This window comes from Rhodoferax sp. AJA081-3 (assembly GCF_017798165.1).
Taxonomy (GTDB): Bacteria; Pseudomonadota; Gammaproteobacteria; order Burkholderiales; family Burkholderiaceae_C; genus Allorhodoferax.
The window spans coordinates 1,437,127-1,454,572 of the sequence record NZ_CP059068.1; the positions used below are offsets into that span (position 1 = coordinate 1,437,127).

The following is a 17,446-nucleotide window of genomic DNA, read 5'->3' on the forward strand; positions in this document are numbered from 1 at the left end:
GCCAACCGGGCCTGCCACGGCCGAGCCACCACTACCGCCAGACCCGATTCAACCCAACGCCACCGCATCAAACTGCGGGTGCAGGGCATCCAGCCAGTCTTCCACCTCGGTACCGTCTACGGCCAGGCAGGCCAGGCAGGCGGGCCCATACAGGGCCCATTCGCGGTGTTCTTCCACCCCCTCATGCTGGGCTACCAGATGCTCGGCCACCAGGCCCATGGCCACCAGGCCCATGGCCACCAGCATGCGCACCTCGGCTAACACAGCTTTGTCTTGCAGCACGGTGAAGTCGTGGTGCACGCGCACGGCCTGGTAGATGGGGGTGGGCAGGCGCCAGGTGCGGGCCACCAGGGCGCCGACCACGGCATGGTCGGTCTTGTGGGCCGCGTTTTCGGTCTCGGTAAAACTGCGGTCCTGGCGGGCCAGGGCCTCGGTCAGCGTGCCGGCATAACCGCGCACACCCTGCATCAGAATGGGTATGCCCACATGGCAAAACAGACCACAGGTATAGGCCAGATCGGGTTCCACACCGTAGAGCTGTCGCGCAATATGGGCCATGGCCAGCGCGCGGCGGGTGGACGTATCCCAAAAGTGCTCCAGCAGCGGTGAGCTAACGCGGATGGAATTGCGGGTCAGGAAGGCAGTGAGCAGTTTCTCGGTCATGCGCAGGCCCAGCAGGCTCAGCGCTTCGTTGACCGAGGTCACCGGGCGGCTGCGTGCGTAGTAGGGGCTGTTGGCGGTGCGGATCAGCGAGGCGGCCATGGCCACGTCGCGGCCTGCAATATCGGCGATGGCTTGCGGATCGGGGTCTTCCTTGTCCATTTCACGGCGCAAGGCGATCAACAGCTCGGGACAGGGCGGGATGACAATATCGCGCAACGGGCCCGAGGCCAGCGCGCGGTCCAACTCACGGTCGGTGTCGGTTGGGGTGCTGCCCTGCGCTGCCTTGCTTTGCATACCAGATCCACTCAATAGAAATGACAGGACCATTATTGCCGGGTTTGCGCCAAAACCGACCGGCGCATCGCCAACCCGGTGCAATCAGGCGCTGACCGGCACCAAAAATTCCCGGCTGATGTGTGCACCCAGGTCGTTCACACGATCCAGAAACTGCGTCAGGTAGGCGTGCAGGCCAGTGGCCAGAATTTCATCGATGCGGCCGTACTGCAACTCGGCCCGCAGCTTGCCGGCACGGCGCAGGGTTTCGCTGGACGGGTCACTGGCCACCAGGGCCAGATTGGTCACCACCCCGTTGAGGCAGGCATGCATAGAGCGCGGCATGTCGGGCCGCAAAATCAGCAACTCACCCACACGCTCGGGTTTGATGACGTCACGGTAGACCTTGCGGTAGACCTCAAAACCGGAGACGCTGCGCAGAATGGCGCTCCAGTGGTAGAAGTCGTACTCTTGGTCCTTCTCCTCCGCCGTGCCGAAGAAGTCGCTTTGCAGAGCGTGGAACTTCACATCCACCAGACGCGCCGTGTTGTCGGCCCGCTCCAGGAAGGTACCCAGGCGCATGAAGTGCAGCGCCTCGTCGATCAGCATGGTGCCCACGGTGACACCGCGCGACAGGTGGGAGCGGAACTTGACCCACTCAAAAAACTGCGCCGGGTCGGCTTCAAACTCACCCGCCTTGAGCATGCGTTTCACTTCCAGCCAGGTGGTGTTTTGGGTCTCCCACACCTCGGTGGTCAACGCACCCCGCACGGCGCGGGCATTCTCGCGGGCGGCGCCCAGGCAAGAGATGATGCTGGACGGGTTGCTCTCGTCCTTGACCATGAAGTCCATCACGTCTCGCGCCTCGATGGCGCCATATTTCTCGGTGTAGGTGGGCAACAACTCGCTGATGCTGAGCAACCCCTGCCAGCCCAGCTGCGCCACGGCGTCGGTCTGGGGCAAGAGCGAGGTCTGGTAGTTCACATCCAGCATGCGAGCGGTGTTCTCGGCCCGCTCGGTGTAGCGGGACATCCAGAAAAGATGGTCGGCGGTGCGTGACAGCATGAGAGTTCTCCCCGGGTATCAGGATTGCGATTGGGTTTGGGATTGCGTGGCCGCAGCGCTGGCGTCGTCTTCCAGAATCCAGGTGTCTTTTGTACCGCCGCCTTGTGACGAATTCACGACCAGAGAGCCGTCTTTCAACGCCACGCGGGTCAGGCCGCCGGGCACCATCTGCACCGTTTTTCCACTGAGCACATAGGGCCGCAGGTCGATGTGGCGCGGTGCAATGCCGCTCTCCACAAAGGTGGGGCAGCTCGACAGACTCAGTGTGGGCTGGGCGATGTAACCGCTGGGGTTGGCCAGGATGGCCTTGCGGAAGTCTTCGATCTCGGCCGTGGTGGACGCGGGCCCCACCAGCATGCCGTAACCACCGGCACCGTGCACTTCTTTGACCACCAGGTCTTTGAGGTTGGCCAGCGTGTAGGCCAGCTCGTCCTTGTTGCGGCACATGTAGGTGGGCACGTTGTTCAGGATGGGTTTTTCGCCCAGGTAGAACTCGATCATCTTGGGCACATAGGGGTAGATGGACTTGTCATCCGCCACACCCGTACCCACTGCGTTGCAAATGGTCACGTGGCCTGCCTTGTAGGCGCCCAACAAACCGGCACAGCCCAGTGTGGACGTGGGCCTAAACACCGTGGGGTCCAGAAAATCATCGTCCACCCGGCGGTAGATCACGTCCACCCGGCGGGGGCCGCGTGTGGTGCGCATGTACACAAAGTTGTCTTTGACAAACAGGTCCTGCCCCTCGACCAGCTCCACACCCATCTGCTGGGCCAAAAAGGCGTGTTCGAAGTAGGCGCTGTTGTACATGCCGGGCGTAAGCACGACCACCGTGGGCTCGGCCGTGGTGGCCGGGCTGCTGGCGCGCAGGGTCTCCAACAACAGGTCGGGGTAGTGGGCGATGGGCGCGACGCGGTGGGCGTTGAACAGCTCGGGGAAGAGCCGCATCATCATCTTGCGGTCTTCCAGCATGTAACTCACGCCGCTGGGCACGCGCAGGTTGTCTTCCAGCACGTAGTACTCGCCATTGCCGTTGGCATCGGGCGCGCGCACGATGTCGATGCCGGAGATGTGGGAGTAGATCTGGTGCGGCACATCCACGCCCACCATCTCGGGGCGGAACTGGGCGTTGTTCTCGATCTGGTCCCGCGGCACCACACCGGCCTTGATGATCTCCTGGTCGTGGTACACGTCGTGGATAAAACGGTTCAGGGCGGTGACGCGCTGCACCAGGCCTTTTTCCATGCTGGCCCATTCGTGGGCAGGGATAATGCGGGGGATCAGGTCAAAGGGGATGAGCCGCTCGGTGCCCGCGCCGGATTCATCTTTCTCGCCGTAGACGGCAAAAGTGATGCCGACCCGGCGGAAGATCATCTCGGCCTCCTCGCGCCGCTTGGCCATCATGTCGCCAGGTTGGCGCGCCAGCCAGGCGTCATAGATCTTGTAGTGATCCCGCACCTGCTCGCCCTTGGAAAAGAACTGGTAAGGCAAGCTGGTGTACATCTCGTCGAACTTCTGCATAAACCCATCTCCTGATACCGTTTGCGACCTGTTCAAAGGTCTTGTAGCTTGGCCTTGACCAAGGATTAGCAAGGATAGTGCCACCGCCAAGCACCACTATGGCACATTGTGGTGCCAGTAACGCCGACCCTGCAAGCGCAGGCATGCACTATTTTGGGCTTGCCACGATTGCCAGGTAAACGCCCCGCAGTGGGGTGAGTCCACCACCAGGACCTGGCGCTCCCGCAAACGCTCCACCACGGGCGCCGCCGGATGGCCAAAGCGATTGCGGTAGCCGGATTGCACAATGGCCAGCTTAGGCGAAACGGCATCCAGAAACTCACCGCTGCTGGAGGTCTTGCTGCCGTGGTGGGGCACCAGCAGTACGTCTGCCGATAAGTCAACACCCTGCGCCACCAGCCGTGCTTCCTGCGGCTGCTCAATATCGCCCACCAGCAAGGCCGTCTGCGCACCGTTGGAGATGCGCAGCACGCAGGACATGGCATTGGACTTGGCGGCCGTGTCGTAATCCGCCGCCTGCGGGTGCAACACGTCAAAATACACACCGTCCCACTCCCAGTGTTGCCCCGCCTCACACCGCTTGGCGGGGCGCAGGGCCTGCAAGGGATGGGTGGGCTCGATGGAGCTGAGCAATTGCGCCTGCGGCTGCATGGCCAGCACGGCGTGCGCGCCGCCCACGTGGTCCATGTCGCGGTGGCTCAGCACCAGGGTGTCCAACTGCGTGTTCAGGGACTGCAGCAGCGGCACCAGCACGCGGTGGCCGGCGTCGCTCTCCAGGCTGTAGCGGGGGCCTGCGTCGTACAGCAGGGCGTGATTGGCCGTGCGCACCAGCACCGCATTGCCCTGGCCCACATCGGCGGCCAGCAGTTCAAACTGGCCCACCGCAGGCAGCGGCGCGCGCCAGAGCAGAACCGGTAGCAGCAGCGGCAAGCCCAGCAACCGCATGCGCCAGCCCCAAGGCAGCACCAGCAACACGCCACCCAGCACACCCGCCGCGCCAGCCCACAGCGGCGGCACCGCCACCGTGATGGACGCCCACGGCCAGAGAGCCAACCACTGCAAATACACATACAACCAGCCAATGGCACCGGCCGCCACATCCCACAACACCGGCACCACCACACCCAGTAGAGCCAGGGGTGTGACCACCAGAGTGATCCATGGAATGGCCAGCGCATTGGCCACCAGGCCCACCAACGACACCTGGCCAAACAACAACAGCGTGAGCGGTGTCAGCGCCACGGTGATCACCCACTGCTGATGGAATGTGGCCCCCACGCTCTTTGCTGCGCGTAATACGCTGCCCCCCAAGGGGGCTAATCTTCCCTTGCGGGGCTGACCGCCAAGCGGTTCAGAGCCTTGGGGCGGCCCGGCGGAAGATTCCAGACGATATTGGCCTCTAGCCCCCGTACTATCTATCTCATACGCTCCTATATTCGTAGCAAACAGAATCCCCACCGCCACAAAGCTCAGCCAAAAACCCGCTTGCAACAAGGCCCAGGGGTCACTCACCACCACCACGGCGCAGGCCAGCATCCACACATCGGGCCAGGGCCAGCGCGCGCCGGACAGGCGTAAGAGCGCCACGGTTGCCAGCATCAGGCAAGTGCGCTGGGCTGGCACGCCCCAGCCCGAGAACACGGCATAGGCGGTGGCCAGCAGCACACCGCCCACCAGCGCCGCACTGGGTGCGGGCAGCGCGATGCACAAACGGCCGGAGCGCCGCCACAACCAGCCCACCAGCAAAGCAGCACCCCAGGCGAACATGGTCACGTGGACGCCTGAAATTGCGACCAAATGTGCCACGCCTGTCGCGCGGAACACATCCCAGTCCAGCCGGTCGATGGCGGTCTGGTCACCCACCACCAGCGCGGCCAGCATGCCGGCCACCGCACGCTCCGGCACCTGCTGGTAGATGCGCTCGCGCACCACCTGGCGGGCCAGCACCACGGGGTATTGCCAGGTCTGCTCCAGGCGTTGCGGCAGCACATCTTTGGCACTGGTGCGCACGTAGGCAGTGGCCTGCACACCCTGCTCCCACAGGTACAACTCGTAGTCAAAGCCGTGGGGGTTGCGGGCGCCGTGGGGTGCTTTCAGCCGCAGCGTCATCTGCCAGCGCTCACCGGCCCGCAGGTCGGGCGGCGGCAAACGACCCGTCGTATCGCCCGTCTGCGCAGCGGTGTCGCCATACCAGCCCACATCCACCCGCGGCGGCACCTGCACCGGCTGGCCATCCAGTTGCGCGGACTCCACCTGCAGCCGGAACCGCAATCCCGATTCATTGCGCTGCGGCAGCCGGGCCACCACACCGGTGACGCGCACATCGCGCCCTTCCAGTGCCGGGTCCAGGGCCTGGTGCAGGTACACCGTGGCCCTCAGGCCGGTGGCGCCAAAACCCAGCAGCCCCAGCGCCAGGGCTGTAACCACACAGCGCCATGCAATTGCTGCATTTTTTATAGCGTTACATGCATAGATGACGGGGGCTAGGACCACAATTGCCGCATAGCCTTGCCACGCAAACAGCGGCCCCTGCTGCAACTGCAGGGCGGTGCCCAGCACCAGCCCCAGCAGTGAGGCAAACAGCACCCGCGCATGGGCCTGGAAGTGGAATAAAAACGTACGCACCGGGCCATGCTACCCGGCAAAAAAGCCGTGGCGCAGGAATTGCTTAGTCTTAGCAATAGCTTGCTACCATGCAAGCAACGCTTCAACCGAGACCCGCCATGTCCATCCACGCAGCACTGAACCACGTCACCCACTACAGCTACGACCGCCTGGTAGCACTGGGCCCCCAGGTTGTGCGCCTGCGCCCCGCGCCGCATTGCCGCAGCAAGATCATTTCGTATTCTCTAAAGGTAGAGCCGGCCGAGGGCCACTTCCTGAACTGGCAGCAAGACCCGTTCGCCAACTACCAGGCCCGCCTGGTCTTCCCCAACAAGACCCGCGAGTTCAAGGTCACCGTGGATGTGGTGGTGGAGATGGCGGTCTACAACCCGTTTGACTTCTTCCTGGAGCCCGAGGCCGAAGAGTTCCCCTTCAAATACGCACCCCTGCTGCAAGAGGAGCTGCTGCCCTACCTGATGGCGGGTGAACGCACACCGCTGGTCAATGACTACCTGGCCAAGATCGATTACACCAAGCGCCGCACCATCGATTTTCTGGTGGACATCAACCAGATGATCCACAAGGACGTGAGCTACACCATCCGTATGGAGCCCGGCGTGCAAACGCCGGACGAGACCCTGACCAAAGGCTCCGGCTCCTGCCGCGACTCGGGCTGGCTGCTGGTGCAACTGCTGCGCCACTGCGGGCTGGCGGCGCGGTTTGTATCGGGCTACCTGATTCAGTTGAAGTCTGACGTGAAAGCGCTGGACGGCCCCAGCGGCACCGAGGTCGACTTCACCGACCTGCACGCTTGGTGCGAGGTCTATTTACCCGGCGCCGGCTGGATCGGCCTGGACGCCACCTCGGGCCTGCTTGCCGGAGAGGGCCACATCCCGCTGGCCTGCACACCCCAGCCCTCGGGTGCAGCGCCGATTGAAGGCGGTGTGGACGAGAGCGAGGTGGAATTCAGCCACCACATGCAGGTGACCCGCATTTATGAATCGCCCCGCGTCACCAAGCCCTACACCGAAGAGCAGTGGGCCGATGTGATGTCCCTGGGCGCCGCGGTGGACAAAGAACTGGTAGCCGGCGATGTGCGCCTGACCATGGGCGGTGAGCCCACCTTTGTGGCCGTGAACGACCGCGACGCCGCCGAGTGGAACACCGACGCCCTGGGCCCCACCAAACGCGGCTTTGCCACCGCACTGGTGCACAAGCTGCGCAACGAATACGGCCAGGGTGGCTTCCTGCACTTTGGCCAGGGCAAGTGGTACCCCGGTGAGCAGTTGCCACGCTGGGCGCTGAATATCTACTGGCGTGCCGACAAACAACCGGTTTGGGCCGACCCCAGCCTGTTTACCGACGAGCGCGACCCCACCCACTACACCAGTGCCGATGCCCATCGCTTTACCCAGACGCTGTGCAAACGCCTGGGCGTGACCGACCAGTACATCCTGCCGGCCTATGAAGACAGCTGGTACTACCTGTGGCGCGAACGCCGCCTGCCGGTGAATGTGGACCCGTTCAACTCCAAGCTCGACGACGAGATGGAACGCGCCCGCCTGCGCCGCGTGTTCGAACAAAAGTTGGACACGGCGGTAGGTTATGTGCTGCCAGTCAAGGCGAGTGAAGGTCCGAATTTAGCCGGACCCAAGTGGATGACCGGCCCCTGGTTCTTGCGCGACGAACGCATGTATTTGATGCCCGGCGACTCACCGATGGGCCTGCGCCTGCCGCTGGATTCATTACCCTGGGTCAGCAAGGCTGATTTCCCTTACTTGGTGGAGACCGACCCCAGCGCACCGCGTGGACCCCTGCCCACCCACACAGCATTGGCTGCACGTTATGCCGATGGTCTCCCCGCTGTCACCACCGGCACGGCCACAAGCGCTGCACCAGCAGCCCGCAGCAGCGGCAACACGGTCCCCATCCTCACAGTACGAGCAGATGTGCCCTATCTCAGCGGTGCGACTACACCACAGGAAGCCGCGCGCAAATTCCAGAACGCGCTGAACGGCAAGACCGACACCGCATCCGCCGCCGTGCCGCCCTATGTGGGCACCAGCACCACACTGGCCGACATGGCCGCACGCCGTGCGTCCCAAGCCGAACCAGCCGACTACGCCCGCGTACCGGCACGCGGAGAGTCCGCCCACTGGGTCAGCCGCACGGCACTGTGTGTGGAAGTGCGCGACCCCCGCCGCGCCAGCGGTCCCAAGGCCGAAGCCGTGGGCACCAAGTCTGGCGTGTTGTACGTCTTTATGCCACCGCTGGAGAAGCTGGAAGACTATCTGGACCTGCTGGCCGCGATTGAGGCCACCGCCAAAGAACTCAGCATGAAGCTGGTGCTGGAAGGCTACCCGCCCCCGCGCGACCCCCGCCTCAAACTCTTGCAGGTCACGCCCGACCCCGGCGTCATCGAGGTCAATGTCCACCCCGTCAACAACTGGAAAGAGCTGGTCGCCAACACCGAGTTTTTGTACAACGCGGCGTTCGAGTCGCGCTTGAGTGCCGAGAAGTTCATGACCGACGGCCGCCACACCGGCACCGGCGGTGGCAACCATTTCGTGATGGGCGGCGCCACACCGGCCGACAGCCCTTTCCTGCGCAAACCCGAGCTGCTGGCAAGCCTGCTGCTGTACTGGCACAACCACCCATCGTTGAGCTATTTGTTCAGCGGCATGTTTGTCGGCCCCACCAGCCAGGCCCCGCGTGTGGACGAGGCGCGCAACGACCAGTTGTACGAGCTGGAAATTGCGATTGAACAAATCTACGCCAACCGCGAGTTGTATGGCCAAAGCATGCCGCCGTGGATCGTGGACCGCACGCTGCGCAACATCCTGATCGACGCCACGGGCAACACCCACCGCAGCGAGTTTTCCATCGACAAGATGTACTCGCCCGACTCGGCCACCGGTCGTTTAGGCCTGCTGGAGCTGCGCGCATTTGAGATGCCACCCCACCCGCGCATGAGCATCGTGCAGCAGCTGCTGCTGCGCGCATTCGTGGCCCGCTTCTGGAAGGCGCCCTACAAGGCGCCCGTCACCCGCTGGGGTACCGAGCTGCACGACCGCTTCATGCTGCCCACCTTCATCAAGATGGACTTTGACGATGTGGTGGAAGACATGCGCGCCGCCGGTTATCCGTTTGACCCGAGCTGGTTTGCACCACACGTGGAGTTCCGCTTCCCGCTGGTCGGCTCCATCCAATCGGCCGGCATCGAACTGACGCTGCGCTGCGCGCTGGAACCCTGGCATGTAATGGGCGAAGAAAGCTCGGCCGGCGGTACCGCCCGGTATGTGGACTCTTCACTGGAGCGCATGGAAGTGCATGTGAAGGGCCTGAACGAAAGCCGTTACGTCATCACCTGCAACGGCCAGGCATTGCCCATGCAAAGCACCGGCACGGTCGGTGAGTTTGTGGCCGGCGTGCGCTTTAAAGCCTGGAACCCACCCAGCAGCCTGCACCCCACGATTGGCGTGCACGCCCCGCTGACCTTTGACATTGTGGACACCTGGATGAAGCGCTCGCTGGGCGGCTGCCAGTACCACGTGGCGCATCCGGGCGGATTGAGCTACGAAAACTTCCCGGTCAACTCGTTTGAAGCCGAAAGCCGTCGTTTGACACGCTTCACTGCGACCGGGCATACGCCAGGTGTGATGCATGTGCCGCCGGCGACGATCAATGTGGCGGCTAGTAAAGAGTTTCCGTTTACGCGGGATTTGCGGCGCGGGTAGGTCGCAGTGCGGAAAGGGTCAATGGGGTCAGATCACCGTTCGCACAGCGAACGTGTGCTCTGACCCCATTTGTCCGCTGTAGCCGAACAGTCTCAAGCGAAATATGCCTCTAGCCCCCGTCAAATCTCATTGCGTTGCTACATATTTTGCAGTGATTAGGTTCTTGAACCACAGTTCGTTTGCGCGCTTGCATGGTGTGTGCGCGGCGTAAGTCAGTTGTGCAGAGGGGGCCGATATTCAAGTAGATCGCCCACCTGGCTATAGTCGGGCGTAATGAAACGCCGAGCAAATCAATTCGGCGCTAACCAAATTTCGCCAGGATAGGCGACAAGGTTTAAGGGTACGGAAATGACTTCACTTTCTTTGGGAATTGGCTGCGAAACAAGCCTTTGTGCGTCTAACAGCCTCATGGGCGATGAGCATTCGCAAGTGAAATTTGGGTATATCCCGTCGGATATCCCGGGAGCCCAGAATATTCGCCCATCCACATCACGTTGGGCATCACCCACACACTAGCTTCCGCATGCAATCCGTCTACGAAACAGATGCAACGTCAGCTGCGGTTGCTGGCTTCGATCATTTTTCTGCCGTTTTTACCTGGTTCGGTGTCGCAGGCGGACTATTGCCATGGCTCGTAGTCCCTGCGTTCTTTGCGATGCCTTGGCTTACAGCGTTGTCATGGACCGCAGCGACATTGCTGGTGCTCTCCATCCTCGTTCTTCCGTTTCGGTTCCGAATTTCTATAACTCCAACAGAGATAGTCTTTGAGCGCTCGTGGGCGGCTGTTTGGTACAAGCGAGTTGAAATCCCAAACAACTCAGAAACTCGATTTGTCGTTAATGGCACAGGGGACTGGAACGATGAGGGAATGTGGCCAGGAAAACACTACTGTGAGGTAGTGTCGCCAGGAACGAGTGAGCTGATGTTTGGAACACCCGGCAAGGCCGAACAACTGGCCGCATGGCTTGCGTCAAATGCCCAGCGGGTAGCGCGCAGTGATGCCCAACCCTTCATTGCAGCTGACCCTGGCCGGCTGCGCCGTCCGGTCGGCTGAATTCAAACGTTAGAAGGCACGGAGGCGCTGTTTGTATGAGTCAAGCACAGTTCATTAACCGGGGCGAGCAGTTCTTCGTTATTGAGGGGACGACGCGCTATGAAGGTGATTGCGTATGGTCGCGGGTAAATGAATCCGAGGTGATTTCAAAGCCTGCTTATCCCGTGAGAATCTTCGTCAAATCCATCCGACGCTGCGGATTGATTGGTCTCGTCCCGCTGTCTCAAGCCAAACGCCTACGAATCGCGCGGCTGGCGAAGCAAGTTCTGGAGTCCAAAGAGGGCGACGGTTCTATCGAACTTCTGGAGGGCTACTAATCGCATGAGCACATTGCTTCTGATTTTGCACGTGCCTCCTAACCGTTTGCTGCATCGGACGGCTTCGCCGCCCGCTGAGCGCCAACGCTAGACCGCACAAAGCACACTACACGTGAAATCCCTCCTTCAAGACCTCCAAGCCCTCGAAGTCGAACTACACCACCCCGGCGTTCGGTGCAGTCGCGAGCGGCTGAACCGGCTGCTGCACCCTCTGTTTCATGAGGTCGGCCGCTCCGGTCGGGCATACACAAGAGACACCGTCATCAACTTCCTGGCCAAGCAAGAAACTCAACCCGCGGTGGTGTCTGACGAATTTGCAGTCGCGGAACTGGGTCCTGGGGTTGCCCTTCTCACCTTTCGCTCAGCGCACCTGGGAAACGACAACATCTTGGTAAACCATACCCTGCGGTCATCCATATGGGTCAAGACGGACGCAGGTTGGCAACTTCGCTACCACCAAGGCACCGCCGCCGCAGAAACTTGGTGAAGTCTCGTCAGTGCGCGCGAAGGCGTCCAACGGCAATGCGGCCTACCGTGCCGCCTGCGATAACAAAGTGGTCCATATTCACCCACAGTGAATCACGCGGAATGAGCCCATAAGCCATCCAGCGCAACCACTTGCAGACCCAACTTGCGCCTGATGCGATCCGAGCAAACAAGGGCTTCAGATGGCAAGCGACCATGGGCCAATAGTGGTGAAGGTAACCGCCCAGTAGCAGCAGCACCAAATCGGCTCCCAGAAAATCGAGAATGAGCAGGAAGGCCCGCAACTCCGGATTGGCCGCCACGACCAGCAGCACCGCGATGGTGACCGCCAGCGACCTGGTTTTCCAGTTGAATTTGCGCATAGTGAATATTTCAGTTGGGCGAAAGCGCCGGGTCCGCAACAGAGCCGGTAGACAACACCTTGAGGTCACTGTTAAACACCACGGTAAAGATCTTGGCGTCCGACCCGTTGGGTCCGTCCATGTAGCGCCAATCGTAGTGCCATACATTCTTCAACTCATACGGCGTCATCTTCATGGGCTTGCCCAGCATTCTGCGCACTGTTTCCATGGGCATGCCGGGCTCTATCTTGGCAAAGACATGGGGCGCCAGCACCTGGCGCAGCGCGGTCATCTTGCCATCCGGCCCAATGGTGATCATGTAGTTTTTGGCGCCGGCTGGTTGGCGGTTGTACTCAAAAATGCGGGCACCGTTTTCGCCGTCCCAAACCTTTTCAGGCTCGCCAAATTTCATGCGTACGTCACCTTCGGTGGCTACGCCTTCTTCCAGCTCACGGATGCGTTGGTCATCGCAGGCGGTCATTAGCAGAGTGGAGCCCAGTACCGCCAAGCCGAACATCCATCCAGCAGCCAAAGAACCGAAAGTGTGGGAGCGTGGTTTCAAAATTTAAGCCTCGTTATGCAAATCTGTTGGTCACGCCAGCATAGTAAGCTCTGTGGCACCCATATTGCTTGATGTCCCCACAGCCCAACCAACGGAATCCACAAAAAATGACCTCCCTAAACGCCCCAGGCGGCACGCCCCCCGCAACGTCCAAAATCCACATGATCGGTGGCGAAAAAGGTGGTGTCGGCAAGTCCATGGTGTCGCGCCTGCTGGCCCAGTACTTCATCGACAAGGACATTCCTTTTGTTGGCTTTGACACCGACCGCTCGCACGGCGCGCTGCTGCGCTTTTACAGCGACTACGCGTCGCCCGTGTTGATTGACCGCTTTGAAGCGCTCGACCACATCGTGGAGGCCGCGGTAGAGCTGCCCGGTGTGCGCGTGCTGGTCGATCTGGCCGCGCAAACCCATGAGCCGCTGGTGAAGTGGATCGATGATTCGGGCGTGTTGAACATGGCCGATGACACCGGTTTTACGCTGCACTACTGGCATGTCATGGACTCTGGGCGTGACTCGGTGGACCTGCTGGCGCGCCTGCTGGACCGGTATGGCAAGAACCTGAACTATGTACTGGTGCTCAACCAGCTGCGCGGTGACGACTTTGGCCAGTTGGAGCGCTCGGGCCAGTTGGAGCGTGCGCTGGGTCTGGGTGCCAAGGTCGTCTCCATCAAACACCTGAGTGACGCCGTGGTGCAAAAAATAGACGCCAACAACAGCAGCTTCTGGGCGGCCAAGACGGATACATCGGGTGGCGATGCCAGCCTGCGCCTGATGGAGCGCCAGCGCCTGACCATGTGGCTGCAGCACGCCTACGAAGAACTGGCCAAGGCCGAAGCCTAGTCAAGAAACTTAAACTACCAAGCGCACGGGGTTGCCGTCGGTAGACAGCGCCTGCTGCGTGTGCTGGGGCATCACAGCGCCAATCACGGGGTTCACCACCGCCGTGGCCAGCAATACCGGCGCATGGGCCTGCACATTGCCAAAGATGGTGGCAAAGGCCACATCTGCCGCGTCGCGCCCGGTGCCAAAACGGATCAGACCCATGGGAATGGCGGTGCCCGAGGGGTCAAAGATGTACCAGCGGTCACCCACAAACACCTCCACATAAGCATGGAAGTCTGGCGGGCCCAATACGGGGTCTGCGCCATAGTCGGTACCGGTGGTGAAGCGGGCCGGCATGTTGAGCGCGCGGCACAGGGCCACCATCAAATGCGCAAAGTCCCGGCAGATGCCCACCTGGCCGATCAGCGTGTCAATGGCAGATGTGTTGCTGGTGGAGCTGTTGGACGTGAAGGCCACGTGGCGCTGCACCCAGTCGCGCACCGCAAGCACCCGGCCATAACCCTGGGGCAGATGGCCAAAGTTGTTGCTGGCCAGTTTGAGCAGCCGGTCAGACTGGCAGTAGCGGCTGGGGTAAATGTAGCCCAGCACCTCGGGTGGCAGCGCCTGCACCGGCACCTCGGCAATATGGTTGGGGTCGGCCATGTGGTGGATCAGGTCCACCGTGGCCACGTACTTCACATTCAGTTCACCCTGCTGGGCGTGCAGGCGCATATAACGGTTGCCGCTGTAGGCGTCGGTGTGGACCTGGGTCTGCACGGGTTGGCTGACCCACAGGTTCTCAAAGGTGACCTGCTGGCAGGCGGTTTGCGCGGCGTGGATGTTGAACACAAAATCGGCGCCTTGGGCGTCGACCTGGTAGTTGAGGGCAAGTTGGAGTTCGATACGGATCATGTTGGATCCCAGTATCCGGGTAAATACGAATCTGCTCTGTGGGCTTGCGCACATACGGGCGGGCCAGGGCTTTGCACAATGGGTTCTATTTAAGGACTCTCCACCATGAACGCCATCAAACTGGTCGCTATTTTTCTGATTGCTGCCGGTGCACTGGGCTTGCTGTACGGCGGCTTCAGCTACACCAAAGAGACCAGCAGCGCCAACATCGGCCCGCTGACCCTGCAGGTCAAGGAGACCGAACGCGTCAACATCCCGCTGTGGGTGGGTGTGGGCGCCATTGTGGGCGGCATTGTTTTGCTGGTCACTGCGCGCAAGTCATAAGCCGGTATAAGCCGATAAGCGCCGCCAGAAGGCGGTGAACCAAGGGGTGCGTAAACGGTTTACGGCATACTTGCGGGCAGTGAGCCATCTTTCCGACTTTCCTGCCCTTGTGCCTGCCGTGGCCGACCCCGCCCAGACCGCGCTAGACCACGCCCTGGCGTCTGAAAACGCCGCACTGGGCCACTTCGACGAGCTGCGCGCGCGCGCGTCCGACGCAACACCCCCTCCCGACGATGCTACACAATCGATAGCAGAACAGTCAGCTATCTCGGGGGCTTGGCGCCAATTCTTTGAACACACCCAGTCCGACGGCCTGGGTGACATGCACCTGCGCACGGAGACACTGGCGCGCCAGATACGCGACAACGGCGTCACCTACAACGTGTATGCCGACACCGACGGTCCCCAGCGCCCCTGGTCGCTGGGCCTGTTCCCACTGATCATTTCGCCCGACAACTGGCAACACCTTGAGGTGGGCATCACGCAGCGCATGCGCCTGCTCGACCGGGTGATGGCCGATGTGTACGGCCCACAAGACCTGCTGGCCCAGGGCCTGATACCGCCGGCGCTGGTGCAGGGCCACCCCGGTTATCTGCGCGCCATGCATGGCGTCAAGCCGGTGGGCGGCTCGCACCTGCATGTGGCCGCGTTCGATTTGGCCCGCGGGCCGGACGGCAACTGGTGGGTGGTGTCACAGCGCACCCAAGCCCCCTCGGGCCTGGGTTACCTGATGGAAAACCGGCTGGCCATCTCGCGCCTGTTCCCACAAGCCTTTGAGCACCTGCAGGTGCAGCGCCTGGCCGGTACCTACCGCGCGCTGATCGACAGCATGAAGGCCATGAGCCCGGCCGGGCAGGACGCCCACATCGCGCTGCTGACACCCGGGCCCTACAACGAGACCTATTTTGAACACGCCTACCTGGCCCGTTACCTGGGGCTGACGCTGGTCGAGGGCAATGACCTGATCGTGCGGGACCAGCGCCTGTTCCTCAAGACCCTGCGCGGTCTGGTGCCGGTGCATGGCCTGCTCAAGCGGCTGGACGACCAGTTCATGGACCCGCTGGAATTACGCTCCGACTCCACGCTGGGTGTGCCGGGTCTGCTGCAGGTGATTCGTGCTGGCAATGTGCTGGTGGCCAATGCGCCGGGCTCTGCCTTTCTGGAGTCGCCCGCGCTGCTGGGTTTTATGCCCGCCCTGTCCAAACACCTGCTGGGTGAAGAGCTGCTGCTGCCCGCCCTGCCCACCTGGTGGTGCGGCGAACGCTCGGCCATGGAGGCCGTGTTGCCGCGCCTGCATGCCTGCGCCATCAAACCCACCTACCCCGGCTCGGCCGTGCATGGCAATTTTGATGCGGTGCTGGGGCGCAAACTGAGTGAGCGCGAGTTGGCCGAATGGGCGGGCCGCATTGCCCTGCAGCCCGACGACCACACGGTGCAAGACTACATGCCGCTGTCGCAAATGCCCACCTGGCACAAACGTGCTGCAGGGGATGCCGCGGGAGAGACGGCAGGTGGTGGCATAGTGCCCCGCTCGGTCATGCTGCGGGTGTTTGCCGTGTCGCAAGGCGCCCAATCCTGGTGTGTGTTACCCGGCGGCTTGGCCCGCGTGTCTGGCGATACCAGTGTGGACGTGGCCTCCATGCAGCATGGGGGCAGCAGTGCCGATGTCTGGGTCATGACCCACGGCGCCGTGGACAAGACCACGCTGCTGCACCCGCCGCTGACCCCCGCCGTGTTGACCCAGCGCACCCGCCAGGTCACCAGCCGCGCGGCCGAAAACCTATTCTGGCTGGGCCGCTACACCGAGCGCGCCGAAAACTCCGTGCGCCTGGCACGCCTCACGCTGGAGAGCCTGGCCGGTGAAGACCAGTCATCCCCCACCCTCTTGAGCTGGTTGGGCCAAATGGCGTTGAACAACAACCTGGTGCTGGCCGGTGTGCCCGCCCTGACACCGGCGCCCCATGTGCGCCGTGTGTTTGAACGCTCGCTGATCGCCAGCCTGGGCAGCAGCAAACAGGCCACCAGTGTGGGCTACAACCTGCGCGCCGTGCGCCTGGCCGGTGCCGCGGTGCGCGAGCGCCTGTCGCAAGAGCACTGGAGCCTGATGCAGCGCACCGAAGACGCCTTCTTCCAGAGCTGTGCCCACACCCCCACCGGGGCCGATTACTCTGCCCTGCATGCACTGACCGCGCTCAAACGCGCCAGCGACCACCTGGCCGCCATCACCGGCCTGCAGACCGACCGCATGACCCGCGACGACGGCTGGCGCCTGCTCAGCATTGGCCGCCATGTGGAGCGGCTGGGCTTTTTGTCGCACGCGCTGGCCACCGGTTTTGCGCATGGCGCCGTGCACCACGATGGCGGTTTTGAGGCCATGGTGGCGCTGTTTGACAGCACCATCACCTTCCACGGCCAGTACCAGCAAAGCCACGACATTGCGCCACTGGTAGACCTGCTGGTGCTGGACCGCGACAACCCCCGCGCACTGGCCTGGGTGGCGCACACGCTGCGCGGGCGCCTGGCCAAGCTAGCCGGCAGCGCGCCGGACCAGTTGGGCCTGCTGTCGCACAGCGTGCCCGACCCACGCCAGTGGCAGCTGGAAACACTGTGCGAAGCAGGCGCCGATAACGCATACACCAGCCTGACCGACCTGCTGCTGGGCTGTGGCGAGGCGGCCTACCAGGTGTCCGAAGAAATCAGTGCCACCTATTTCACCCACTCCGGCGAAGCCGGGCAAAGCCTGGGTGCTTAGCGCAAGAGGGT

At 62.2% G+C, this 17,446-nt stretch carries 14 protein-coding genes; 7 read left to right on the top strand and 7 right to left on the bottom strand.

All coding sequences use genetic code 11. The features are described 5' to 3' along the window. Positions 1-48: 48 nt before the first annotated feature. The 4 genes from HZ993_RS06655 to HZ993_RS06670 form a co-directional block, all read right to left on the bottom strand. Positions 49-957 carry an HDOD domain-containing protein gene (locus tag HZ993_RS06655; protein WP_209396463.1) on the bottom strand — a complete coding sequence of 303 codons (909 nt, stop codon included), beginning with the start codon at positions 955-957 and terminating at the stop codon, positions 49-51. A gap of 84 nt (positions 958-1,041) precedes the next feature. Further along, positions 1,042-2,001 (bottom strand): alpha-E domain-containing protein, encoded by a 960-nt coding sequence (locus tag HZ993_RS06660; RefSeq protein WP_209396464.1) that lies wholly within the window; start codon positions 1,999-2,001, stop codon positions 1,042-1,044. 18 nt (positions 2,002-2,019) lie between these two features. Beyond that, entirely contained in the window at positions 2,020-3,522 is a 1,503-nt protein-coding gene (locus tag HZ993_RS06665) for a circularly permuted type 2 ATP-grasp protein (RefSeq protein WP_209396465.1), read from the bottom strand. 96 nt (positions 3,523-3,618) lie between these two features. Continuing rightward, on the bottom strand, positions 3,619-6,147 hold the full coding sequence (locus tag HZ993_RS06670) for a DNA internalization-related competence protein ComEC/Rec2 (RefSeq protein ID WP_245213850.1): 2,529 nt from the start codon (positions 6,145-6,147) through the stop codon (positions 3,619-3,621). Between the two features lie 98 nt (positions 6,148-6,245). Between HZ993_RS06670 and HZ993_RS06675 the strand changes: the two genes are divergently transcribed. From HZ993_RS06675 to HZ993_RS24950, 4 genes are all read left to right on the top strand, one after another. Next, positions 6,246-9,863 carry a DUF2126 domain-containing protein gene (locus HZ993_RS06675; RefSeq protein WP_209396466.1) on the top strand — a complete coding sequence of 1,206 codons (3,618 nt, stop codon included), beginning with the start codon at positions 6,246-6,248 and terminating at the stop codon, positions 9,861-9,863. 523 nt (positions 9,864-10,386) lie between these two features. Then, entirely contained in the window at positions 10,387-10,917 is a 531-nt protein-coding gene (locus HZ993_RS06680) for a hypothetical protein (RefSeq protein WP_209396467.1), read from the top strand. Positions 10,918-10,952: 35 nt separating this feature from the next. Then, positions 10,953-11,234, top strand: coding sequence for a hypothetical protein (locus HZ993_RS06685; protein ID WP_209396468.1), 282 nt, complete (start codon positions 10,953-10,955; stop codon positions 11,232-11,234). Positions 11,235-11,346: 112 nt separating this feature from the next. Then, complete coding sequence (locus HZ993_RS24950) at positions 11,347-11,721, top strand: DUF4440 domain-containing protein (protein WP_209396469.1); 375 nt, start codon at positions 11,347-11,349, stop codon at positions 11,719-11,721. Positions 11,722-11,728: 7 nt separating this feature from the next. On the opposite strand, the gene HZ993_RS06695 is transcribed toward HZ993_RS24950, so the two are convergent. Both HZ993_RS06695 and bamE read right to left on the bottom strand, forming a co-directional pair. Next, positions 11,729-12,082, bottom strand: coding sequence for a hypothetical protein (locus tag HZ993_RS06695; RefSeq protein WP_209396470.1), 354 nt, complete (start codon positions 12,080-12,082; stop codon positions 11,729-11,731). 10 nt (positions 12,083-12,092) lie between these two features. Further along, entirely contained in the window at positions 12,093-12,578 is a 486-nt protein-coding gene (bamE, locus tag HZ993_RS06700) for an outer membrane protein assembly factor BamE (RefSeq protein ID WP_209398313.1), read from the bottom strand. Positions 12,579-12,730: 152 nt separating this feature from the next. Between bamE and HZ993_RS06705 the strand changes: the two genes are divergently transcribed. Next, positions 12,731-13,465, top strand: coding sequence for a mobilization protein (locus HZ993_RS06705; RefSeq protein WP_209396471.1), 735 nt, complete (start codon positions 12,731-12,733; stop codon positions 13,463-13,465). 9 nt (positions 13,466-13,474) lie between these two features. Here the strand turns inward: HZ993_RS06705 and HZ993_RS06710 are convergent, their stop codons facing one another. Further along, positions 13,475-14,359 carry a transglutaminase family protein gene (locus tag HZ993_RS06710; RefSeq protein ID WP_209396472.1) on the bottom strand — a complete coding sequence of 295 codons (885 nt, stop codon included), beginning with the start codon at positions 14,357-14,359 and terminating at the stop codon, positions 13,475-13,477. 105 nt (positions 14,360-14,464) lie between these two features. Between HZ993_RS06710 and HZ993_RS06715 the strand changes: the two genes are divergently transcribed. Both HZ993_RS06715 and HZ993_RS06720 read left to right on the top strand, forming a co-directional pair. Continuing rightward, complete coding sequence (locus HZ993_RS06715; RefSeq protein WP_209396473.1) at positions 14,465-14,683, top strand: hypothetical protein; 219 nt, start codon at positions 14,465-14,467, stop codon at positions 14,681-14,683. Between the two features lie 79 nt (positions 14,684-14,762). Next, positions 14,763-17,435 carry a circularly permuted type 2 ATP-grasp protein gene (locus HZ993_RS06720; RefSeq protein ID WP_209396474.1) on the top strand — a complete coding sequence of 891 codons (2,673 nt, stop codon included), beginning with the start codon at positions 14,763-14,765 and terminating at the stop codon, positions 17,433-17,435. Positions 17,436-17,446 lie beyond the last annotated feature (11 nt).